Genomic DNA, 22,751 nt, shown 5'->3' on the forward strand with positions numbered 1-22,751 from the left:
CATGCCTAGTTTAGGCGAAACACGCGCATGGCGCGCGATAATTGGGAATGATTTCATGAGTTTTGTGGGCAAGGTTTGGAAACTGCTGGTCGGTGTTAAAGACGGGCTGGTGCTGATTTTCATGCTGCTGTTCTTCATGGCGCTGTTCGCGGTGCTCTCCGCCCGCCCCAGCCCCGGCCAAGTGCGCGAAGGCGCGCTGCTGATCGAGCTGGATGGCTTTGTTGTAGAAGAACGTTCCGAGATTGACCCGCTGCAAACCTTCCTGAGCGGTCAGGCCCCTGTTGCCGAACACCAATCCCGCGATCTGGTCACCGCGCTCAACGCCGCGGCATCGGACGATCGGATCAAGGCTGTCGTATTCGATCTCTCCTCCTTTGTCGGCGGAGGCCAAGTGCACTTGCAGGCCATTGGCGAGGCGATGGACCGTGTCCGCAAAGCGGAAAAACCGGTGCTCACCTATGCACTTGGTTACGGCGATGATCACATGCATCTGGCCGCGCATGCAACCGAGGTATGGCTCAATCCGCAAGGTGTCGCATTGATTGCCGGGCCTGGTGGCAGCAATCTTTACTACGGCGATCTGCTGGAACGTTTGAATATCAACGCTCGCATCTACCGGGTTGGCACATTCAAATCGGCGGTTGAGCCTTACTCACGCAATTCCATGTCTGATGCCGCGCGCGAGAATCTGGCCGGATTGTTCGGTGCAATGTGGGAAGAATGGCAAGCCAACGTGAAGAAAGCCCGCCCATCGCTAGACCTTGAGCGGGTGACCAGCGATCCGGTAGAATGGATCACCGCATCACAAGGCGACCTGGCCAAGGCGGCGCTTGACGCTGGCCTGGTCGACAAGCTGGGCGACCAAATTTCCTTTGGTGAGCGCGTTGCCGAACTTTCAGGCGAAGACGCATGGAGCAAGAAACCGGGTGCCTTTGCAAAGGCTGAATTTGCCCCCTTCCTTGCCGATGTCACCCCATCGGCTTTTGGCAAGACCATCGGTGTCGTAACAGTCGCAGGCGTCATTGTAGACGGCGATGCTGGCCCTGGATCGGCCGGCGGAGAGCGGATCGCTGGTATACTCGACGAGGCGCTGGATGATGATCTTGCAGGCCTCGTCGTGCGTGTCGACTCCCCCGGTGGCTCTGTGTTCGCATCGGAAGAAATACGCCTCGCGATTGAGCGTCACCGGGCGAAAGACGTTCCGGTTGCCATCTCATTCGCCAATGTTGCGGCCAGCGGCGGCTATTGGGTTGCAACCGCAGGTGATCGGATATTCGCGCAACCGGAAACGATCACCGGTTCCATCGGTGTATTTTCCGTTCTGCCAACATTTGAAGGTGCTGCGGCGGAGCTTGGCGTGAATGCAGACGGCTATCGCACTACGCCATTATCGGGCCAACCTGATCCGATTGCGGGTTTCAGCCCAGAAGTTGACGCGATTTTGCAAGCTTCGGTTGAAAACACATATTCGGATTTCCTCGGCATTGTGGCGAAAGCTCGCAATATGGACAGCGCACGAGTTGATGAAATCGCGCAAGGGCGCGTTTGGGACGGCGGGACGGCGCGCCAACTCAAACTCGTCGATCAGTTCGGCGGGCTAGAAGAGGCGCTTGCCTGGGTCGCGGCCGAGGCAGAGCTTGAGGAAGACGGCTACAGTCCGCGCTTCCTTGGTGCTGGCACCGCGCAATATGATTCCCTGATCCGTCAAATGCTGACCAGCACCAGCCCGGAAACCGCGGGCACGCGCGGCGGCGATCTGTTTGCGATGGCCGCGCGGGAACGTGGCGTTCTGCTCGGCCAGCTCGCCAGCGACGTTGAGCGCCTGTCGGGGACGCCTGGGATACAGGCCTATTGCCTCGAATGCCCTGCGCCCCCCAGCGCCGCGCAGAATAGCAAGGGACAAGGCATACTGACCATGTTGAAGGCTCTGTTCGCGGATTAACGGGCGCGCGGACGACTGCAATTGGGCGGCCTAAATTGCTAAGGCGATTCTATGAGACGAGAGAAGTGCGCTTCTAGGAGCCCTTTTCCAGGCCTCTACTTACAGTCGACCTCAACCAAATCGGCGGCGGCGTTCCCTTTGGACGGGTACCGTTGCTGCATTCGCGCCCGCGCGGCCTTGCGCACCCTCGCCCCAGCCGCTGGTTGGCACATCAAATGCGCGAACGTAATCGGCAAAGCGCTCTGCCACCTCATCCGCGCTCACATGAAAATCACTGAGCCGGTAGACATGCGGATGGCGCTTCAGCGATTTTGACCGCTCCAGATAATCTGCCATCTTGGCCTCTGCCGGACCCATATCGAGATCGAGGAAGCGATAAATCCGCTCCATCTCACCGCGCCAATCGCGCTCCACATCGTCATATTGCACATCGATCATGCGCTCCGGCCCCAGCCCCTCGCGTGCCGCACGCATCCGCTCAATCTGCTGCTCGGTCTTAGCCAGCCAATCGCGCCCAATGCATGCTGGATCAACATGATCGGAATAGATGATCGTCTGATTCCAGGCGAGCGAGGCGGCGCTGCCAACAAGGCTCCTTGGATCGCGGTGGGCAAAGATCAGGCGCGCATCGGGAAACACATTCAGCAAGGCGGGCAGATCCAGCATGTGCTGCGGTGTCTTCAGGATCCACGGGCGCAGCGGAGAGGCTTGCTGTGACCAACCAATCAAGCGCAGCAGATTGGCGAGATGGCGGTAAGCCGGCGTCGCATCTTCAGCGGCGCACCACGAGGAATAGCTGGGCACCTGCCACTGCGCATCATGTTTCATGCCCCACATGCTGGAGACGAGCAGGCCCAGCTCCTCCTCCGGCTCAAAGGGGCCAGTGGGATGGATCGAGAGCGTGCGCGGATTGGCCGCCCGCGCGACCTTCATGATCCGCCGCGCCAGCACCGGGCGGAAATCCTCCGCTTTGCCCGCCAGCACGTCCTCAAAGTCCGGGCGCGGCACCGGGCTGATCGTTTCAAAACTGCGCATATGGGTGAACCGCCGATCGCTTGCCAGCAGCCGGTGCAGCCGCGTGGTGCCTGAGCGCATCGGACCCACGATCACCACTGGACGCGGAATTGGTCGCTCCAAAATTTCCGGGAACCGGTCGAACCAGTGCTGCGCCCACAACCGGTCGGTCAGCACTTTGTTGAATTGCAGCACCGCGCTGTGCTGCCCTGCGAGATTGAGCCGTGCCTCACTGCGCACCGCATCCAGCAGCACCTCAAAGGGTCGCTCAAACCATGGGTCGCCAAAATCGGCTAGGCCAGTCTTGCGCGCTGCATCCTCCATCAACGCACCCATACTGAAACGCGCCGGGGCCAAAGCACCCAATCGTTCACCCGCACCAAGCAGGCGGTTCAGCCCAGCGATAAATACGGTTCTTTGCGGCGGCGCGACCCGTCCGTGCTGCATGAGGTTACCCTCTGTTATTGCCCCTGTTCGCCGCGTTTGCCCAGCGGCGCTGATCTGACGTCAGGCCTCTGGTCTAGTCGGTTTGGATCACCGCGCAACCTGGTGCAGGGCACTTGTCCGCATATGCACTGGAATTTGGCCAGCCAAGCGGGCATAGGCTGGCCCCATGCACGATATTCGAATTATCCGAGACGATCCCGCCGCCTTTGATGCCATTTTGGCACGGCGCGGGCATAAACCTGTGGCGCAAAACATAGTGGCGTTGGATGAAGAGCGCCGCGCGGTCGCAACCAAGCTGCAAGAAGGACAAAGTCGCCGCAACGAGGCCTCTAAAGCGATCGGTCAAGCCATGGGCCAGGGCGACACCGCCAAGGCCGAAGCGCTGAAAGCAGAGGTCAGCGAGCTCAAAAAGACACTGCCCGCTTTGGAAGAGCAAGACCGCGAATTGGGCGAAAAGCTGAAGATGGCTTTGCTCGTTCTGCCCAATGTGCTGGCTGACAGCGTGCCAGACGGGACAAACGAAGACGACAATGTCTACTTGCGCGAATGGGGCGAGAAGCCGGTCTTTGATTTCGATCCACAGGAACACGCCGACATCGCCCCTGCGCTCGGCATGGACTTTGAGACTGGCGCGAAAATCTCTGGTGCGCGCTTCACGTTTCTGCGCGGAGATATTGCTCGTCTGCACCGGGCGCTGGGCCAATTCATGCTCGACACGAACACAAGCGAGCATGGCTACACCGAGTGTAATCCGCCGCTGCTGATCCGCGAAGAATCGGGCTATGGCACCGGTCAATTGCCGAAATTCGCCGAAGACCTGTTCCGCACCACAGAGGGCCATTTACTGATCTCCACCTCAGAGATGACGTTGGGCAATTCGTTCCGCGAGCAGATTTTTGAAGAGAGCGATTTTCCGATGCGGATCACCGCGCTGACCCCTTGCTTCCGCGCGGAGGCTGGCGCGGCGGGGCGCGACACTCGCGGCTTCATCCGCCAGCACCAATTTGAGAAGGTCGAGTTGATCAGCGCCGCCCTGCCCGACCATGCAGCGGAGGAACATGCGCGGATCACCGCCATTGCTGAAGGTTTGCTGCAAAAGCTTGGCCTGCACTACCGGGTGATGGAACTTTGCGCGGGCGACATGGGCGCGACCATGACGAAGACCTATGACCTGGAGGTTTGGCTGCCGGGACAAGGCGCCTACCGCGAGATCAGTTCCTGCTCGGATGGCGGCACCTATCAGCCGCGCCGGATGAACGCGCGTTACCGCCCAGAAGGCGAGAAAAAGACCGAGTATTTCCATCTTCTTAACGGCTCCGGCCTGGCAGTGGGCCGCACTCTGGTAGCAATCATGGAGAACTACCAACAGGCCGACGGCAGCGTTCTTATCCCAGAGGTTTTGCATCCATACATGGGCGGTGTGACCAAGCTGGAGCCTCAGGCAAAGGCAGGCGGCGCTTAATGCGCATATTGCTGACCAATGATGACGGCATCCACGCGCCGGGGCTTGAGGTGCTGGAAGAACTCGCGCGGCAGTTTTCAGACGACATCTGGGTTTGCGCCCCATCAGAGGAACAATCCGGCGCTGGTCACTCGCTGACACTCAATCAGCCAGTGCGCCTGCAGCAATTTGGCGAACGGCGCTATGCAGTCACTGGCACGCCGACCGACAGCGTAATGATGGCCCTGCGTGAGGTGATGGACAGCCCGCCGGACTTGATCCTGTCCGGTGTCAATCGCGGGGCAAACCTGGGCGATGACATCACCTATTCGGGCACCGTCTCCGCCGCGATCGAGGGTGCACTTGCCGGTATTCGTTCAATAGCTTTCTCGCAGGTTTACTCGCGCCAGAGCATGGAAGGCGCCGATCCCTTTGACGCCGCCCGCCAATGGGGCGCAAAGGTGATTGAGCCGCTGCTTGACGTGCAATTTGCCGAGCGCACGCTGATCAATGTCAATTTTCCGCCGCTTGAGGCCGATGCAATCAAAGGTATTCGCGTGGTTCGTCAGGGCTTTCACGATTACTCACGCGGCAGCATTGTCGAGGGATGCGACCCACGCGGCAGCCGCTATTTCTGGTTCGGTCTGCACGCCATTGAGCACACGCTCGATCACGGCACCGACCTAGAGGCGATTGACGATAGCTACATTGCCGTTACCCCTTTGCAGCTTGATTTGACGCATTATTCTTCGCTCGACATTCTAGCGGGGAAGCTCGCCGGATAGGGGCGCAGGACGGGGCATGGCCAAGCAACTCGACACTTTGTTACCCAAGGAAGCGCCCAAGCAGCGCAAGTCCGGTTTTCGCCCGTTAAGACGCGCGGTCAAAATCCCGGTGTGGGGCGATTTGGGCATTCGCCTGGGCCTGGCCCTACTGCTGATTTCCATCGTGGTCATGATCCATTGGTTCGATCGCGGCGGATTGGTCGACAGCGTCGATGGCGAGGTAAGCTTTCTCGACATCGTCTATTTCACCATGATTTCGATTACCACCACCGGCTTTGGCGATATCGCCCCGGTTACGGACCGGGCGCGGCTGGTCGAGGCGGTAATCGTGACTCCAATCCGATTTGCCGTGTTTTTCATCTTTGTGGGCACCGCCTACAATTTCATCATCAAGCGCAGCTGGGAGAAGTGGCGCATGAACCGCATTCAAGAGAAGCTCTCGAACCATGTCATCGTCCTCGGCTTTGGCGTTTCCGGCTCTGAAAGCGTCGCCGAACTGATCGAGCGCGGCATGGAGCCAAGCAATATCGTGGTCGTCGACCCGAGCGAGGACCGGCTGGTCGAAGCGGAAAAACTCGGCGTCAACGTGATGAACGCGGATGCGACCCGCGACCAAACCTTGAACGCGGTGCAGGTGGGCACCGCGCAATCGGTGTTGGTGTCCGCTGGCCGGGACGACACATCGATCCTGATCGTGCTGACTGTGCGCCATCTCGCGCCCAAAGTCCCGATCAGCGTCGTCGTGCGCGCCGATGATAACGAGCTGCTGGCGCGGCAAGCGGGCGCAGACAATGTCATCAACCCGGTGCGCTTTACCGGCCTGCTGCTGGCAGGCTCCGCGCGCGGCGCGCATATCTCGGACTACCTCGCAGACCTCGCCTCTGTCACAGGCCGCGTCCAGCTGGTCGAGCGGGTCGTGACCGAAGAGGAATGCGGCTGCTCCATCGAACAGCTCAGCACGGGTGGGCGCGGCCTGCGCGTTTACCGCGACGGCCGGGCAATCGGCTTTTGGGAAGACGAATGCCAGACCTTGCAAGCAGGCGACGTGGTGGTTGAGATCGTCCCGAGCATGAACGGCGAGACCAAGGGCGACGGGCACTAAGCCGGGCGGCACCCCATCTGATCTCGCCTAATGCTATGGCAGATAAGCGTGAACGAAGCCCATCGCGGTGTAGAACAGCAGCCAGTAACCTGCATCAATGAAGAACAGCGCTTTGCCCTTTTGCGAGAACAGGTAGGCCGTGCCCAGAGCCGGCACGATAAAGCCCAGCGCAACGCCAAATGCGGTCATCACCTTAGCCTTCACAGATAGATCTGCATCCAGCAATTCGTAGCTGTGAAAGGTGTGTGCGAGAGCCCAGCTGGCGAGCAGTGAGAACGCAAATGCTCCGCCATAGATCAGACCCATATTGCCTTCTTTGATCTGTTCTTCGGTCAGGCCGACAGCGCCCATCCATTTCTTGCCCATGACCGGTCCGTACCAAATGCCGCCCACCACAAATCCGGCGAGCGCGGCCAGAAAAACGGCCAGCCAATTCACATCAAACAGGTTCATAATTACCTCTCCCAAAGGCGCGACCCACCGCAAGTCCTAGCGCAAGTGGCTCGCGCGGTGTAGGGGCGCGGCCAGATATGACGACAAACACATCAACCACCGCTTTGCCTGACCCAAAGAAGGTCGGCATGGTCTCGCTCGGCTGCCCCAAGGCGCTGGTCGATTCCGAACGCATCCTCACGCGGCTGCGCGCCGATGGCTATGCCATGTCACCCGATTATGCCGGCGCGGACGTGGTGCTGGTCAACACTTGCGGGTTCCTGGACAGCGCGAAGGAAGAAAGCCTGGCTGCGATTGGCGAGGCGATCAATGAGAATGGCCGCGTTATCGTGACCGGCTGTATGGGCGAGGAAGCCGACACCATTCGCGCCGCGCACCCGCAAGTTCTGGCGGTCACTGGCGCGCATCAATATGAGCAGGTGGTGGAGGCCGTGCACGAGCATGCCCCGCCCAGCCAAGGGCCGTTTATCGACCTGATCCCGCAGCCGTCTGAGCACGACATCAAGCTGACCCCGCGCCATTACAGCTATCTCAAGATCTCTGAGGGCTGCAATCATTCCTGCGCATTCTGCATCATTCCGGATTTGCGCGGGAAACTCGCGAGCCGCCGGATTGACGCGGTGCTGCGCGAGGCGGAAAAACTGGTTGCCGCCGGTACAAACGAGCTGCTGGTGATCAGCCAGGATACGAGCGCTTACGGGGTCGATACCCGCCACGAAACCAAGCCCTGGAAGGGCCGCGAGCCGCGCGCGCATATGACAGACCTCGCCCGCGAGCTGGGCCAATTGCGCACGCAGTCGGGCCAAACGCCTTGGGTGCGCCTGCACTATGTCTATCCCTATCCGCATGTCGACAAGGTCATCCCGCTGATGGCCGAAGGCTTGCTGACGCCCTATCTCGACATTCCGTTTCAGCACGCTTCGCCCTCGGTTCTGAAACGCATGAAACGGCCCGCGAACGAGGCCAAAGTGCTGGAGCGGCTGCGCAATTGGCGCGATATCTGCCCCGATATTGCAATCCGATCGAGCTTCGTCGTCGGTTTCCCCGGCGAGACTGAAGACGACTTCAAATATCTGATCGATTGGCTGGAGGAGGCTCAGCTCGACCGCGTCGGCGCCTTCCGGTTTGAGCCGGTCGAGGGTGCGCAGGCCAATGCCCTGCCCGATCCCGTGCCAGAGGCGATCAAGGAAGAACGCTATACCCGGCTGATGGAAGTGACCGAGAGGATCAGCGCAGCCAAGCTAGCCGGCAAAGTCGGCCGCGCCTTGCCGGTGATCATCGACGAGGTCGGAGAGCCGGATGAGGACGGTGATATTGGAGCGAGCGGACGATCTCAGGCCGATGCGCCTGAAATCGACGGCCAAGTGCATTTGCGCAATGTCCCAGCTGATGTGACGCAAGGCGACATTGTCACCGCTGTCATCGAAGAGGCCGATGCGCATGATCTATTTGGCGTGATCGCCGAGCCTTAAGGCCAGACATCTAATTTTGGCTCGAGCCCCAGAGATAGAGACCGCCGATGATCAGCGCGATCACGAACAGCTGCTTCCAATAGGAACCAACGATCCCCGCAGGGATGAGCGGCACGAGGTAAAGCGGCCATCCCTCCAGCTCTGAGTTATCCGAGAGATAGCCGAGCGTTAGCAGGTAAGTGACGCCAAAGAACACGTAATTGCCTGCGGTCCATTGCTTTGCCGTGCTGTGGGCGGCGGCCTGATGCCGCGCCTTGGCAGGCTTTGCCCCGCGCTTCGTTGGCGCAGAGCCGCGCGCGGGCGATGGGTCCGCCACCGTTCCGGCGCCATGGCAATTCCAGCACGTGATCGTGTCGCGGTCACCAGTTCCGCTACCTCCGCATCCCATGCAAGCCTGGTTCATATGGCTGCCCTGGCCCGATCCGCCACAACTCGCACAATTGCGATAGCCATTGTCGATCTGGCCACCAGAGCAATATGGACAAACAGCCAACGCACCCTCCCCCTGACTTCAAGAATCGCGTGACACCAAGCTAGCGCACCAATCTTGAAACGAAAGAGGGATTCGATGCCTGTCGGGCCAAGACCATTCTGTGACACGTCATTAGACGAGCTTTACACGATCGCGATTGGCCCAATGGCAAAACAGTGGACCGTGATGGAACATTTGCCCTCTCCGGACAAAACGGCCACTGGTTGTGGCTGCTGGGCGCGGGCTAGAAGCAGAGGCGAGCTGGCTGAATATCCCAGACGGGACAATTGGGCCTGAAAGAGCGCAAGAAGCGCATATTTGAGGACAATGTGCCTGCCAGATTTGAGTGACCTATGCCCCTCGACATCCATGCGACCTTCACTTTCGAATTCGATGAGCCGGGCGATGCCTTGCTGCAGTTTCAGGTTGCGGAACTGCCCAGCCAGCGGATTCTCTCGCAGAACCTCGAACTGACAGACGAGGCAGCGAGCACTAGAGTGTCAGCGCATGATGGGATTGGCACACGCATTTGGGTGAGCAGCACCGGTCGGTTCGAAACCACATATCGCGCTAAGGTAGAGACGCAGCGTACCGCAGTAGAGCTGGCTACCCTGCCCCAGCTGGCCATGAGGTCCATCACTGGAGAGGCGGCGCAATATCTGTTCGATCTCGCGCTATTGCTCGGTCGGTCCGTTTCAAAACTTCGTCGAGGCGGAATTTTCCGGCACATCAGGCGGCGCGAGGATTGCCGCAATTGCAAGCTGGCTGACGGACAATATGCAATATGAGCCGGGAACAAGCGGCGAGCAAACCACCGCCACTGACAGCTTTGTCGCGCGCCAAGGGGTGTGCCGCGATTATGCCCATGTCCTGATCGCGCTGGCGCGGGCGTCGCAGATTCCTGCGCGCTATGTCGCCTGCTATGGCCCCGACGTAAGCCCGCAGGATTTTCACGCAGTGGCCGAAGTGTTTCTCGCCGATCCTGATCATCCGGAACACGAAGCATGGCACTTGGTAGATGCGACCGGGATGGCGAAACCGTCGGAGCTCGCAATTATCGGGGTCGGGCGCGATGCGGCAGATGTGAGTTTCCTCACAACGTTTGGTCCAGCGCGTTTTCTATCATCCAAGGTCGAGGTGAAGCGGATTTAAGATTTTCGGTTGCGACCGCGCCACCCGCACCCTTCCACCCGGATAGTATCCCGGTAGGCTCCGGGTGAAAGGGTGGAGGGCGCCGGTGGCTACGGCTTAGTCAAACGACAACCCAATCAAGAACTCCCGCGCTTCAGCAGCTTCACCGGCACGCGACGTATCCCGGAATGCGGCCCGCCAGAGGTCACAGCCTCGACCAGCAAACGCCCCGCCTGATCCAAATCCGGCTCGATCGTGCTGAGCGTTGGGCTGGACAGCTCACCCGCTTGCAATCCATCAAACCCGATCAGCTTGATCTCTTCCGGCATTTTGCGATCTGCCGCGTTCAGCGCCTCCAGCACGCCAAAGGCCAGCGCATCGCACACCGCGAATACACCATCCGCCGCAAAGCCATCGGCCAGCATTCGCTCCGCCGCCGCGCGCCCTTGGTCATGGCGGTCGTCTTCATCGCCGATTTCAACCAAATGCGCCTCTAGGCCAAGTTCTCTTGCGCGAGCGAGAAAAGTATCCGCACGCTCTGCAAACTGCCGCTGTGTGCCGCCGCGCGAGCCGATACAGGCCAGTTTCATACAGCCTTGCTCGGCCAGATGCTCTGCCGCCATGCGCGCACCCGCATCATTGTCGGACGAGACCCAGTCGAGATCTCCCAGCGGAGAACCCCAATAGGCGACCAGCTCGCTGGTCTCGCCAATCCCGCGAAAGTACTCCCAAGCCGGACGGTTCAGAGTGGTGCCGATCACGATCAATCCCTCGGCCTGGCCGCGCTCCACGTAATGACCAAACAGCTTGTCCTCATCGCCTTGCAGCGAAACCAGCACTTCAAGCCCGCGCTCGGCGGCCGCAGCGCAGACCCCGCCTAACAGCGCATAGGAAAACGGGTTCACATCGCGGGCATTGCCGCCTGGCTTGGTGATCACCACTGCCGCCAAAGTTCCGGTATGCCCGCGCCTTAGCCGCGCGGCGCGCTCGTCAACGAAATAGCCGAGCTCACTAGCCACCTCCAGCACGCGGCTGCGCGTGGCCTCGCTGATCACAGCCGAGCCGGATAGCGCGCGCGACACCGTCGACTGGCTCACGCCCGCCCGCTCTGCAACGTCAAAACTGGTAACCCGCGATTGTCTGCGCGCAGGATCCATCTTTCCCTCCCGATTAGCCTTGCTGGGCAATCTAGATAGCCTAGCTGAATAGCTATGCGAACCTATGGCCCAGCAATGCGCTTCGCGCTAGAACCCAATCGCCGCAATCCATAGCTGCGGCGCGCGGGAGAATTAAACGCATGCCTGAACCCAAGCTCTCTGCTGATCGATTGCTCTTGTTTGGAGCGACCGGCGATTTGTCGCGCAGAATGCTGTTGCCGAGCCTTTGTGCATTGGATGCAGACGGGCTGCTCTCGCCTGATCTGAAGATCATCGGCACCGCGCGCAGTAACATGGACGATGCGGAATTTCGCAATTTGGCGCGCGAGGCGCTGGAAACCTATCTGCCTGACGAACGGCGCGGCGGAATGGCAGCATTCCTCAATCGTCTGTCTTATCAGGCACTTGATGCCAGCACGCTCGACGGGTTTGACGCGCTTGCGGACAAAGTGAACGAGGCCGGCCCGAGCGATTCCGGCATGGCGATTTTCCTCTCAACCGCGCCCAGCCTGTTTGGCCCAACGATTGCTGGCCTGAAACACGCGGGGCTGACTGGTGACAATGTCCGTATGTGCCTGGAAAAGCCACTCGGGACTGATCTGGCGAGTAGCTGCGTCATCAATGACGCGGTCGCCGATGCATTCCCGGAAGACCGGATTTTCCGGATCGACCATTATCTCGGCAAGGAAACGGTGCAGAACCTGCTCGCCCTGCGCTTTGCTAATATTCTGTTCGAGCCGATCTGGAACTCGAACTATATCGACCATGTGCAGATCACGGTTGCCGAAACCGTTGGTTTGGAAGGGCGCGTTGCCTTTTATAACGATGCCGGGGCGCTGCGCGATATGGTTCAAAACCACATGCTGCAATTGCTGGCACTGGTGGCGATGGAGCCGCCGACCAGCTTTGATGCAACCGCAGTGCGCGATGAAAAGGTAAAGGTACTACGCGCCTTGCGCGAGGTTCAGGCCATCGAAACGGTGACGGGGCAATATCGCGCGGGCGCAATCGGCGGCGAGGCTGTCCCCGGCTATGACGAGGAGCTGGGCAAGCACTCTGACACCGAGACATTTACCGCGATCAAGGCGCATGTCGACAATTGGCGCTGGAAGGGCGTGCCATTTTACCTGCGCACCGGCAAACGCCTGCCCGAACGCGTGACCGAGATTGTCGTCAAATTCCGCTGCGTTCCGCACTCCATCTTTGAAGGCATGGGCGCAAGCATGCTGCCCAACCGGCTGGTGATCGGCATTCAGCCGGAAGAGAACATCTCGCTGTCTCTGATGGCGAAAGTGCCCGGCCTGGGCCAGGACGGCATTTCCCTACGCGAAGTGCCGCTCGACATTGCCATGCCCGATGCCTTTGTCGGCCAACACCGGCGGATCGCTTACGAGCGCCTGCTGCTCGATCTCATTCAAGGTGAGCAGACCTTGTTTGTGCGCCGCGACGAGGTGGAGGCGCAGTGGCAATGGGTCGATCAAGTCCGCAGCGCTTGGGAAGCCGCCGGGGTCAAGCCGCAAACCTACACCTCGGGTAGCTGGGGGCCGAGCAGCGCCATTGCCCTAACCGAACGCGATGGGGTGACTTGGCATGAGTAATCTCAACGATGTGATCCACCGGGTGACTGAGCGGGTGATTGAAAATTCACGCGCCAGCCGCTCCACCTATCTGGAGCTGATGAAGCGCGAGGGCGATCGCCGCCCTGAGCACAAGGATGTGGCGTGTTCCAACCTCGCCCACGCCTTTGCCGGCGCGCTGGAAGACCAAGACGCGATGAAGGGCGGGCGCGGCCCGAATGTCGGCATTGTCTCCGCCTATAACGACATGCTGTCCGCGCATCAGCCCTATGGCCGCTATCCCGACCGGCTGAAGATCTACGCCCGCGAAGTCGGCGCCACTGCACAGGTCGCTGGCGGCACGCCCGCCATGTGTGACGGAGTGACGCAGGGCGAGGATGGGATGGAGCTGTCGCTGTTCAGCCGCGATGTGATCGCAATGTCGACCGGCGTCGCCCTGTCGCACCAGATGTATGATGGGATCGCCTGCCTGGGCATTTGCGACAAGATCGTGCCCGGCCTGATGATCGGCGCATTGCGCTTTGGCCATTTACCCGCGATTTTTGTGCCCTCCGGCCCGATGCCATCGGGCATTTCCAACAAGCAGAAACAGGAAACCCGCCAGCTCTATGCCGAGGGCAAGGTTGACCGGGACGCCCTGCTTGAAAGCGAACTTGGCAGCTACCATTCGCCCGGCACCTGCACCTTCTATGGCACGGCCAATTCCAACCAGATGATGATGGAGATGATGGGGCTGCATGTGCCCGGCTCTGCCTTCGTCACGCCTGGCACGAAATTGCGCCAGGAGCTGGACCGTGCAGCCATGCACCGATTGGCCGAGCTTTCCGGCACGGCCGAACGCACACTGGCGCAAGTGGTCGATGAAAAGGCGATAATCAACGCGGCGATTGGCCTGCTCGCCACCGGTGGTTCGACCAATCACGCGATCCATATTCCGGCGATGGCGCGGGCCGCCGGCGTCATTTTTGACTGGGATGATCTGGCCGAGCTTTCCAGTGTCGTGCCCTTGGTTGCCCGTGTCTATCCCAATGGTTCCGGCGATGTGAACCAGTTCCATGCGGCGGGCGGCATGGCCTATGTCGCGCGCACTCTGCTGGAAGCCGGATTGTGTCACGGCGATATATTGACCATGTGGGACGGCGGATTTTCGGCCTACACTGCGGAGCCTGTGCTGGATGCCGAGCAGAAGCTGAGCTGGGTCGACGTGCCCGAAAGCCGTGATCTCGACATGCTGCGACCGGCCAGCGATCCTGTACAGCCCGATGGCGGAATGAGGCTGCTGACCGGTAATTTGGGCCGCGCGTGCTTCAAGTCCTCTGCGGTTGAGCGCGAACGCTGGACCGTCACGGCGCCCGCGCGCATTTTCGAAACGCAGGCTGACGTGGTCGCCGCGTTCAAGGCTGGCGAGCTCGACCGGGATGTTGTGGTCATCGTTAGGTTCCAGGGGCCGCGCGCCAATGGCATGCCAGAACTTCATGCGCTCACCCCTTCGCTCACCGTGCTGCAAAATCGCGGCCATAAGGTCGCATTGGTCACCGATGGCCGGATGTCCGGCGCGAGCGGGAAAGTGCCCGCCGCGATCCACATCACGCCAGAGGCCAAGGGCGGCGGGCCGCTTGCCCATTTGCAAGATGGCGATGTGATTACCGTTTGCGCGGAGACCGGAGAGCTGTCGACCACCGCCGATCTATCGGCGCGCAAACCCGCCGCTGACCCGGCGCAGGAACAAGGCGTGGGCCGCGAGCTGTTCCGCATGTTGCAAAACCAGGCCGACGGGGCGGAGCAAGGCGCCTCCGCCATGCTCGCCGCGGCGGGGCTGTAAAGCATGAGCAGCACGGATATCGTCGCGGTTGATATTGGCGGCACGCATGCCCGCTTTGCCATCGCCAGCGTTTCAGCAAATGGCGCAATCGCACTGGGTAATCCGACCACGCTTCACACAGAGGACCACGTCAGCTTCCAAACCGCTTGGGAGGATTACCGTGATCGTTCTGGCGGCACTCTGCCCCACAATGTTGCGCTGGCGATTGCTGGACCGATCACTGGCGAGGTGATCCGCTTCACCAACAACCCCTGGATCATCCGCCCTGCCCTGGTGAATGAGAAACTGGGCACCATCCGGCATACGATCGTCAATGATTTTGAAGCGGTCGCCTATGCAGTCGCGCGCCTGCCAGAGGAGCACTTTGTGCACTTGACTGGCCCGGAACAGCCGCTCGCCGCTACCGGCACGCTGAGCGTGATCGGCCCTGGCACGGGTCTGGGCGTCGCCCATCTTTGGCGCGGGGCGAATGGGGAATTTCGCGTGCAGGCGACCGAGGGCGGTCACCTCGATTTCGCTCCAGTGGATGCTATTGAAGACGCGATCCTTGCCCGGCTGCGCAAACGCCACAATCGCGTATCGGTGGAGCGGATCGTCTCTGGCCCCGGCATTGTCGACATCTACCAAACGCTTGCCGCACTGGAGAACCGCACAATCGCCGAATGCGATGATATCGAAATCTGGACCAAGGGCACGTCTGGCGAAGACAGTCTTGCCGCCGCCGCTGTTGACCGCTTTTGTATGGCACTGGGCAGTGTGGCCGGCGATATCGCGCTTGCCCAAGGCGGCTTTGACGGCGTCGTAATCGCGGGCGGACTTGGCTACCGGATTCGCGAAACGCTCGCTTCCTCTGGCTTTGCTGGCAGGTTCCGTCACAAGGGACGCTATCAAGAATTGATGGCCAGCATACCAGTCAAAATCGTCAGCCATCCGCAACCTGGCCTGCTCGGCGCAGCAACCGCATTTGCAAGAGAACATCTGTGAACACCAAGCCTTTGAAATCCGTCACTGATCTGCATGCCCGACTAAGCGATCTGCACCAGCAGACGCGCGAGACGCCGCTGTTCAATCCTGTGTTTCAGCTGGGGCTGGACCTCTCGCGCGCGCTCGAAGGCGGCAATGCCAATCTCGACGAGCTGGAGGCGATGGTGGCTGAGCTGGAATGCGCCAGCCTGCAATCGCGCGCCTCGCGCCTGCGCCGACTGGTGTCGCCCGTTTCGAATGAGGCGAACCGCGATGCGCTGAACGCCAGCCTCTTAGGCGTGAGCGATTTTGCTAAGCTGCGAGCGCGCTGGGAGAACCCCAGCCTACACGCGGTGTTCACCGCACACCCCACTTTCCTGCTGACGCCGGAGCAATCAGATGCGGTTGCCACCGCAGCCGGCAGCGACGGCGATATCGGCAAAGAGGTGTGCCTCACCGGGACAGAGCGCCCGGCGATCACCCTGCAATATGAGCACGGACGCGCAATGCGAGCCATCGGCCATGCTCAGGATGCGCGCGATGCCATCGTCGGTGATGTGCTGAGCCATGCGCAGGCAACTTGGCCCGACCAGTGGCAAGAGCTGGCCCCCGTACCGTTCCGCTTCGCCACCTGGGTCGGATATGACATGGATGGGCGGACCGACATCAAATGGTACACCTCCATCGGCTTCCGCCTCGCTGAAAAGGCGGAACGCCTGGGCCGCTATGCCGATAGCCTCGCCGCGATTAACGGCGAACACAGCCTGATCAAGACCCTGCGAGATGCCCAAAGCCATGCGGCCCTCAGCGCGCGCGAGTTTACCAGCGATCTTAGCTCTCCCGAGGCGCTTTCGCTCGCCGCGAACCGGCTGACCGCTGACAATCCGGCCAAGCTGCTGTCGCTCAAACCTGTGATTGCACAGCTGGAAGACGAGGCGAGCGCAGCGGAGGCCGCGCGCGCAGTTGCGCTGAAGACGCTGGCTGCGGCCATGCGCGCCGATGGCCTTGGCATGGCGCATGTGCATTTCCGCGTGAATGCGAAGCAGCTTCACAACGGCATCCGCCGCCGGATCGATCCGGACAACACGCTCGATCTGGCCAGCAAGGGCGCGATGGCTACCCTGCGCAAGCTGCTGGGCGAGGTGAAGCCGCTGCGCACCAATTTCGCTTCGCTCGCGATCGAAAGCTCCACTGCGATCCGGCAATTCCTAGCGATGGCGCAAATCCTGGGTTCTGTGGACGCGGACACACCGATCCGCATGCTGATCGCGGAATGCGAACAGCCATCGACTATTCTTGCTGCGCTCTATTTCTCAAAGCTGTTCGGGATCGAGGATAAGGTAGACGTATCGCCTTTGTTCGAAACCGAAAGCGCGCTGGAACACGGCGGACGTTTCCTAGAGGCGCTGTGCGCTGAGCCAGAATATCAGGCCTATGCCCGCACGCGAGGCAGAATGTGCATTCAAACTGGCTTTTCCGATGCGGGCCGGTTTGTGGGTCAAATCCCTGCCAGTCTCGCGATCGAGCGCCTGCAAGGGCGCATGGCACAAGCCATGGCGAAGAACGGCCTGAATGATGTCTCGGCGCTCATCTTCAACACACACGGCGAAAGCATGGGCCGCGGCGCGCACCCCAGCGGCTTTGATGACCGGCTTGCGTGGCCGCTAAGCCCGTGGGCCCGCAGCCGCTTTTCGGACAAAGACATCGTGCTGGAGCCTGAGGTCAGCTTCCAGGGCGGCGATGGCTATATGTTCTTCGCCACGCCAGAGCTGGCCCGAGCGACCCTGACCCGGATTGCGACCGCACCGCTCAATGATCCAGCGACGGCAGAGGATCCGTTCTACAGCCGTACGGACATCAGCCTCGATTTCTACCGCGCCATCCGCGCGAACCAGCGTCAGCACCTGCGCAGCCAGACCTATTCGCGCGCGGTCACCGCGTTCGGATTGGGTCTACTCAATTCCACCGGCAGCCGCGTTTCACGGCGTCAGTCTGACCTCTCGGCGGATCGTGATATGTCACTACGCCAAATCCGCGCGATCCCGCACAATTCGATCCTGCAACAACTCGGCTATCCGGTGAACATTATTTCCGGCATCGGCAGTGCGGCGGATGGCAATTATGAAGAGCTAGCCGCTCTGATCAAAGAGAGCCCACGCGGGCGCCAATTGATCCGCTTGGCGCGTGCATCCAATGCGCTGGCCAGCATCAAAACTGTCGCCGCCCACGGCGAATTGTTCAATTCCGCCTATTGGGCGAGCCGACCCTATCGCGGCACGGAAAGCCATCTGTCCGCCGCGTGCGAGACCTTGGCCGAATATCTCACCAAAGATGACCGTACCGGGGTGTTCCGCCGGCTCGCCTCGCGCTTGCGCGTCGACGCGCTCAAATTCCATCGCTTGCTCGATCTGATCCCAGACGAAGCGCCGCTGGAAGACCGCGAGAACACCCGCCGCACCATTGGCGCTGCTCAGGCGCTGCGCCTAGCGTTGATGCAGCATATTTTCCTGCGCGCCGTTTCAATCCCGGCCTTTAGCCGCGCGAACGATATTAGCCGCGACGATGTGCTGGAGATGGTATTCAGCCTCAGGATTGAAGACGCACTGGCGCAGCTCCGCCGTGCTTTCCCAACCTCATTCCCTCAGCCAGAGGATTTCGCCGTTGATGCAGCGAGCGATTATCCCGACGGGGACAATGAAGGTTACGCGCAGATTGGCCGTGATTACATCGATCCAATCGAGCGAGCTTACGATCTGATGCTGAGGTTGACGACGGCCATTGCCAACGAATTTGGCGCTCATGGGTGAACCATTAGAGCGGGACGAGTAGAAACAAAAATCAGCTAACGAACTACCTGATGTTAACATTTTCACATGGAGATCGTCTCGCGAAGGGACGCACAAGCGTTAGCCACTAGCGACTCACGAGATTTTACGGCATAAAGCGCGATATGTTGAAAATCATCAAATCTGCCCGCATTGCTGCCGCGGTCACCCTCGTCTCCCTGGCTGGTACATCAAGCCTAGCCGATGATCAGATCGCTGCCGCTGACGCGGCGGAGGCTGCAGAGCAAGTTGCCGATGCCGCTGCTCAAGAGGCAATCCGTCCAATCGACCCAACGACCGGCGGCGAAACCCTGGTGGTCGATCCAAGCCTGCCGACTCCATATGATGCAGAGGCCGCTGCGATTGCCGCTGGCCTGCCACCGATTGACGAGGTGGCACCTGAACTGCCGGTGCTCACGCCCCGCGCTGCTGGCCGGGAAGCCGGCGTGACAGCTGCCCGAACGATCTCACGCGAGGTGATCCAAGACGTACCTCCACCGCCGCCAGAGCCAGACGATCCATTCGTCGTCAATTCAATCCTGCCGATCGAAGGCACGATTAGGTATGGCGAGTGGTTCTGGGACGAAAGCAATGCGCCCAAGACGGGAAAGCTGGTAATCACAGTTGATCTTGATGCCCGCGTGATCAGCGCATTTCGCGATGGCCACGAAATCGGCACCGCTGTCGCTCTGCTCGGTACGAAATCTCATCCGACTCCGCTCGGCAAGTTCCCAATCCTGACGAAGGAAAAGGACAATGTGTCTGAGAAGTATAACAATGCGCCGATGCCTTACACGCTGCGCCTGACCTGGGATGGAATAGCCATTCATGGCTCACCAGTGCTCAATGGCTATGCCAGCCACGGCTGTGTGGGTGTGCCAGAAGAATTCGCAGCCAAACTGTTCGCCATCGCGAAGCGCGGCGACAAGGTTGTGATCACACGCGGCCAGATGATCGGCGTGGGGGACGCAATCATCTGATCCGCTGATGCGGTGTGCGCATTCCGCGCCGAGTGCTGCTTAATGCATCGCTCTGGGCGGTTCGGGGGCGAACCGCCACACTCGCGTCGTGATTCCTAAGTTCTCGATTTTTTCCGTTCCTGGCGTAATCAGCACGCCGCATAGTGAGGCATTTTCGCCCTCCCACAGGCGGTTGAACGCGCGGCCCGCTTCGCTGCGGCTCGCATTTCCACCCAGAGCAGCGATGATACGAATGATCGTCTCAATCGAAATCGCGCGTGGGACATTGGCGTAATATTTGTATTCGGGTGCGCCGCCGCTGCCCTCTTCTCGGTAAACCTGAGTTTCCCAATCCTCATCTGCGTACCATTCGATCGCGCGCCAGGCCTCGGTTAGGTGCTGCGCGCTATTTGCCAAAGCGCTGGCATCGAGCCAATCAGCCTCTGCGATACGTGCGCGCATCCGCGCCCGGTCAAAACGATCATCGCGGTTGGATGGGTCATCAGCGGCGGTGATCCCGGCATCCGCGACAATCTGCTCCAGCTCTGCCTTGCACCAGCTTAACAGCGGGCGCAGCAGCGCGATCTCAGTTCCGGGAAGTTTGGTCGCAGCGCGCACTCCGGCAAGACCGGACAGACCGCTGCCCCTGCCAAGGCGCATCAGCAGGGTTTCCGCCTGATCATCGGCATGATGGGCAGTTGCAACCGCTCCAAGCTGATATTCTGCGGCCCACTCGGAAAGCGCGGCGTAACGCGCATCGCGCGCTTTAGCCTGCACATTACCACTGGCAAGCTGGACACTCAGCGCGGTGAAAGGCACGCCGAGTTCTGCGCAAATGCGCTCCACCAACGCCACCTCGCTGGCAGCTTCAGCCCGAAGTCCGTGATTGACGCTGGCGACCGCGATTTCGCCGTCATTCTCGGCTGCGGACGCATGTGCAATCAACAGCATCGCAAGACTGTCTGCTCCACCTGAAACCGCCAAACCAAGCGGGCCCTTGCGTTCATCCAGCGGCCACAGCGAGAGCAAATCCTCCCGCCATCGCCTGGTCAGGTCAGATGAGACCGCCCTATCAATTGCAGGTCACTCGCTGGCGATTGCGCTCATATTGGTTGGACAGGCGCCCGCTGGCTAGCGCTGGATAGGTCTCGCCAAACTCCGCCAATGCGATGCAGGCCCGGTTTGTATCATTGAGCGCGATCATCGCCTCTGAGAGATAGAGCAGGCTGTCGGCAGCACGCGGGGCCTGACGGTCAGCCTGATAATTGCGCAGGAACCACTTGGCCGCCTCTTCCGGCATATTGTCGTCGAGATAGGCCCGGCCTAGCAAATTTCGGCCATAGGTTACGCGCCAATGCGAGCCATATTGCTCTACAAAACTGTTGAGCTGCTGGCGAGCTTCAGGGAAGTATCCAGCATTCCACAAGCGAAAGCCATAGGAATATTCATCATCCGCTGGGTCTTCAGTGATCGGCTTTGTGATCGCCTGAACCGCGGCGAGGCGCTCAGCGCTTGGTCCGCTGGCGGCATTGGAGGTGCTATCACCGGCAGACTGGCTGCCCGTATCGGATGCACCATCGCTCATCGCGCTAAGATTGCTATCCGATGCGCCAACGTCGGGTACCGTGTCGATGCTCGGCGCAGGAATGCTGCTCGATTCAAGCGCGGTCACGCGGGCTTCGACTTGACTGATCGAATTGCCATTCTGCTCTGCAAGGGCGGTCAGTTGCTGCAATTGCTGCTCCATCGCATCCAGCCGAGCGAGAATATCAGTCACCGCCGTGGTCGAATTGCTGTTTGTTGGGCGAGTTGTGGTTTCACCGGGCGCAATCTGCGGCTCAAAAAAGCGGCCATCGCCGCCAGGGAAGACATTGCGCTGGAGCGCGCGAATTTCCGCCTCGATCTTGCGCAGGCGCGCCTCAGAATTGTCCTGTGCCATAGCCGGTACAGGCGTGGTTGCGACGACCGCCGCGGCCAAACCAGCGGCGAGCAGTCGCCCTCCGGCCTTGGTGAAAAGAACACGGTTTGAAATGAGTGCGCGCATCTTTGATCTGGCTCCCTCTTTGCAATTGCGGCGCTTTACCAAGCGATTAAGACCCCCCGCCATGGCCAAAAGCCTCCGATCCTGAGGCTCTTACGGCAAGGCGCATGCATGATTTGACGCAAAGCGCATGAATATAGTCCGAATCTGTGCCGAGGTCATGACGTCAAGTCGAGGGTCATAGGGGCTAAAATCCGTGGGTAAGATGCTCCAACACGCCAAATTGCAGCATGCGCAGCACATTTCCCGCCGCATACCGGCATAATTTTAGTCTAGGATGGCCAAGTTCGCCCTACGTGTCTGGGGTCGCGTCTTCGCCAGCCTGCTGCGCGCGGGCAAGCAAAGCATCGGCAGAGATCGCAACATCGCGCATGATAAAATCATCCTCTGCCAATTTGGGCACAGACTTGCCATCTATGGTGATGGCAAAGGCATCAGGTCGCCCGGTCCATATTTGGGGGCCCTGGGCATCGGATGGGATTTCAAACCGTTCGCCGCTGGCCATCTGCTTTTGCAGCAGCTGGTTATCATGGGCGTCATAGAACTTAACCCAGACGCCCTCTTCCAATGCCGTAAAGACAACCTGCCCGTCGCCGCTCGCCGCGCCCGACGCGTTAGCGCCATCAGCTCCGTCTCCGGCGTTTTCGCCACCATCGGCCAAGACAGGCTCATCCCCCACCAGCGGCGCGGGGCCAGCACCAGAACCGTAGTAGGATGAATAGAACGTCGCCATTCCGGCAATCAACAGGACCGCCGCGAAGGCTCCTGCCCATGCAAGGCCAGAAGACGGCAGTTTCGCCGCATCACCCGGCTCCATGCCCAGCGGGACCAATTCGCGTCCGGCCTCTGCCGTACTGAGTTCCGCCCGAACCTGATCCGCGATCTGCGCCTCGTCCAACCCCATCATCCGCGCATAGGTGCGCGAAAAGCCAATCGCATAAGTGCGCGCTGGCAAGGCAGAAAAGTCGCCCGTTTCAATCACTTCCAGATGGCGTTCTGGAATGCGTGTTTCGGCTGTTACCTGCGTGAGCGAGAGACCGCGCTCCTTGCGCGCACGGCGCAATTGTGCGCCCACGCCCTCAAGAGGCAGTTCTTCAACCGCTGTTTCTTGTTCGTTGTCCATGACCCGAACCATACGACCTTTTGTT

The 22,751-nt window shown here is 60.2% G+C and carries 19 protein-coding genes; 12 read left to right on the forward strand and 7 right to left on the reverse strand.

Annotated elements, in window-relative coordinates:
* Positions 1-55 precede the first annotated feature (55 nt).
* Positions 56-1,942, forward strand: coding sequence for a signal peptide peptidase SppA (gene sppA, locus AC0V6O_RS12435; RefSeq protein WP_486145623.1), 1,887 nt, complete (start codon positions 56-58; stop codon positions 1,940-1,942).
* A gap of 111 nt (positions 1,943-2,053) precedes the next feature.
* Here the strand turns inward: sppA and AC0V6O_RS12440 are convergent, their stop codons facing one another.
* Complete coding sequence (locus AC0V6O_RS12440) at positions 2,054-3,403, reverse strand: sulfotransferase family protein (RefSeq protein ID WP_486144426.1); 1,350 nt, start codon at positions 3,401-3,403, stop codon at positions 2,054-2,056.
* 166 nt (positions 3,404-3,569) lie between these two features.
* Here AC0V6O_RS12440 and serS point away from each other — a divergent pair, with 166 nt between their 5' ends.
* Genes serS through AC0V6O_RS12455 form a run of 3 tightly spaced genes read left to right on the forward strand, consistent with a single transcriptional unit; the run spans position 3,570 to position 6,731 of the window.
* On the forward strand, positions 3,570-4,865 hold the full coding sequence (gene serS / locus AC0V6O_RS12445; RefSeq protein WP_486144428.1) for a serine--tRNA ligase: 1,296 nt from the start codon (positions 3,570-3,572) through the stop codon (positions 4,863-4,865).
* The gene (gene surE / locus AC0V6O_RS12450; protein ID WP_486144430.1) at positions 4,865-5,629 is read left to right on the forward strand and encodes a 5'/3'-nucleotidase SurE; all 765 of its coding nucleotides are present in this window, start codon (positions 4,865-4,867) and stop codon (positions 5,627-5,629) included. The genes serS and surE overlap by 1 nt, the downstream gene beginning before the upstream one ends.
* Before the next feature lie 16 nt (positions 5,630-5,645).
* Positions 5,646-6,731, forward strand: coding sequence for a potassium channel family protein (locus AC0V6O_RS12455; RefSeq protein WP_486144432.1), 1,086 nt, complete (start codon positions 5,646-5,648; stop codon positions 6,729-6,731).
* Between the two features lie 33 nt (positions 6,732-6,764).
* Here the strand turns inward: AC0V6O_RS12455 and AC0V6O_RS12460 are convergent, their stop codons facing one another.
* Entirely contained in the window at positions 6,765-7,184 is a 420-nt protein-coding gene (locus AC0V6O_RS12460; RefSeq protein ID WP_472639576.1) for a DUF1761 domain-containing protein, read from the reverse strand.
* Between the two features lie 77 nt (positions 7,185-7,261).
* Between AC0V6O_RS12460 and rimO the strand changes: the two genes are divergently transcribed.
* Complete coding sequence (rimO, locus tag AC0V6O_RS12465; RefSeq protein ID WP_486144435.1) at positions 7,262-8,656, forward strand: 30S ribosomal protein S12 methylthiotransferase RimO; 1,395 nt, start codon at positions 7,262-7,264, stop codon at positions 8,654-8,656.
* 10 nt (positions 8,657-8,666) lie between these two features.
* Here the strand turns inward: rimO and AC0V6O_RS12470 are convergent, their stop codons facing one another.
* Positions 8,667-9,059, reverse strand: a complete 393-nt coding sequence (locus AC0V6O_RS12470; protein WP_486144437.1) for a hypothetical protein — start codon at positions 9,057-9,059, stop codon at positions 8,667-8,669.
* Positions 9,060-9,481: 422 nt separating this feature from the next.
* On the opposite strand from AC0V6O_RS12470, the gene AC0V6O_RS12475 reads away from it, so the two are divergent.
* Together AC0V6O_RS12475 and AC0V6O_RS12480 are read left to right on the forward strand one after the other, a co-directional pair.
* Entirely contained in the window at positions 9,482-9,916 is a 435-nt protein-coding gene (locus AC0V6O_RS12475; RefSeq protein WP_486144439.1) for a hypothetical protein, read from the forward strand.
* Positions 9,906-10,280 carry a transglutaminase-like domain-containing protein gene (locus tag AC0V6O_RS12480; protein WP_486144441.1) on the forward strand — a complete coding sequence of 125 codons (375 nt, stop codon included), beginning with the start codon at positions 9,906-9,908 and terminating at the stop codon, positions 10,278-10,280. The genes AC0V6O_RS12475 and AC0V6O_RS12480 overlap by 11 nt, the downstream gene beginning before the upstream one ends.
* A 116-nt stretch (positions 10,281-10,396) precedes the next feature.
* On the opposite strand, the gene AC0V6O_RS12485 is transcribed toward AC0V6O_RS12480, so the two are convergent.
* Complete coding sequence (locus AC0V6O_RS12485) at positions 10,397-11,416, reverse strand: LacI family DNA-binding transcriptional regulator (protein WP_486144443.1); 1,020 nt, start codon at positions 11,414-11,416, stop codon at positions 10,397-10,399.
* Between the two features lie 140 nt (positions 11,417-11,556).
* Between AC0V6O_RS12485 and zwf the strand changes: the two genes are divergently transcribed.
* From zwf to AC0V6O_RS12510, 5 genes are all read left to right on the forward strand, one after another.
* Positions 11,557-13,014 carry a glucose-6-phosphate dehydrogenase gene (zwf, locus tag AC0V6O_RS12490; protein WP_486144445.1) on the forward strand — a complete coding sequence of 486 codons (1,458 nt, stop codon included), beginning with the start codon at positions 11,557-11,559 and terminating at the stop codon, positions 13,012-13,014.
* Complete coding sequence (edd, locus tag AC0V6O_RS12495) at positions 13,007-14,815, forward strand: phosphogluconate dehydratase (protein ID WP_486144447.1); 1,809 nt, start codon at positions 13,007-13,009, stop codon at positions 14,813-14,815. Before zwf ends, edd begins: the two co-directional genes overlap by 8 nt.
* Before the next feature lie 3 nt (positions 14,816-14,818).
* Positions 14,819-15,799, forward strand: coding sequence for a glucokinase (gene glk, locus AC0V6O_RS12500; protein WP_486144449.1), 981 nt, complete (start codon positions 14,819-14,821; stop codon positions 15,797-15,799).
* Positions 15,796-18,585, forward strand: coding sequence for a phosphoenolpyruvate carboxylase (locus AC0V6O_RS12505; protein WP_486144451.1), 2,790 nt, complete (start codon positions 15,796-15,798; stop codon positions 18,583-18,585). The genes glk and AC0V6O_RS12505 overlap by 4 nt, the downstream gene beginning before the upstream one ends.
* Before the next feature lie 143 nt (positions 18,586-18,728).
* Complete coding sequence (locus AC0V6O_RS12510; protein WP_486144453.1) at positions 18,729-19,583, forward strand: L,D-transpeptidase family protein; 855 nt, start codon at positions 18,729-18,731, stop codon at positions 19,581-19,583.
* A gap of 39 nt (positions 19,584-19,622) precedes the next feature.
* Here the strand turns inward: AC0V6O_RS12510 and tilS are convergent, their stop codons facing one another.
* The 3 genes from tilS to AC0V6O_RS12525 all read right to left on the reverse strand — a co-directional run bounded on the left by tilS (position 19,623) and on the right by AC0V6O_RS12525 (position 22,726).
* Positions 19,623-20,591, reverse strand: a complete 969-nt coding sequence (gene tilS / locus AC0V6O_RS12515) for a tRNA lysidine(34) synthetase TilS (protein ID WP_486144455.1) — start codon at positions 20,589-20,591, stop codon at positions 19,623-19,625.
* Between the two features lie 43 nt (positions 20,592-20,634).
* Positions 20,635-21,606, reverse strand: coding sequence for a tetratricopeptide repeat protein (locus AC0V6O_RS12520; RefSeq protein WP_486144457.1), 972 nt, complete (start codon positions 21,604-21,606; stop codon positions 20,635-20,637).
* Positions 21,607-21,895: 289 nt separating this feature from the next.
* On the reverse strand, positions 21,896-22,726 hold the full coding sequence (locus tag AC0V6O_RS12525; protein ID WP_486144459.1) for a RodZ domain-containing protein: 831 nt from the start codon (positions 22,724-22,726) through the stop codon (positions 21,896-21,898).
* Positions 22,727-22,751: the final 25 nt, after the last annotated feature.

The organism is Erythrobacter sp. JB2-19 (genome assembly GCF_057365005.1).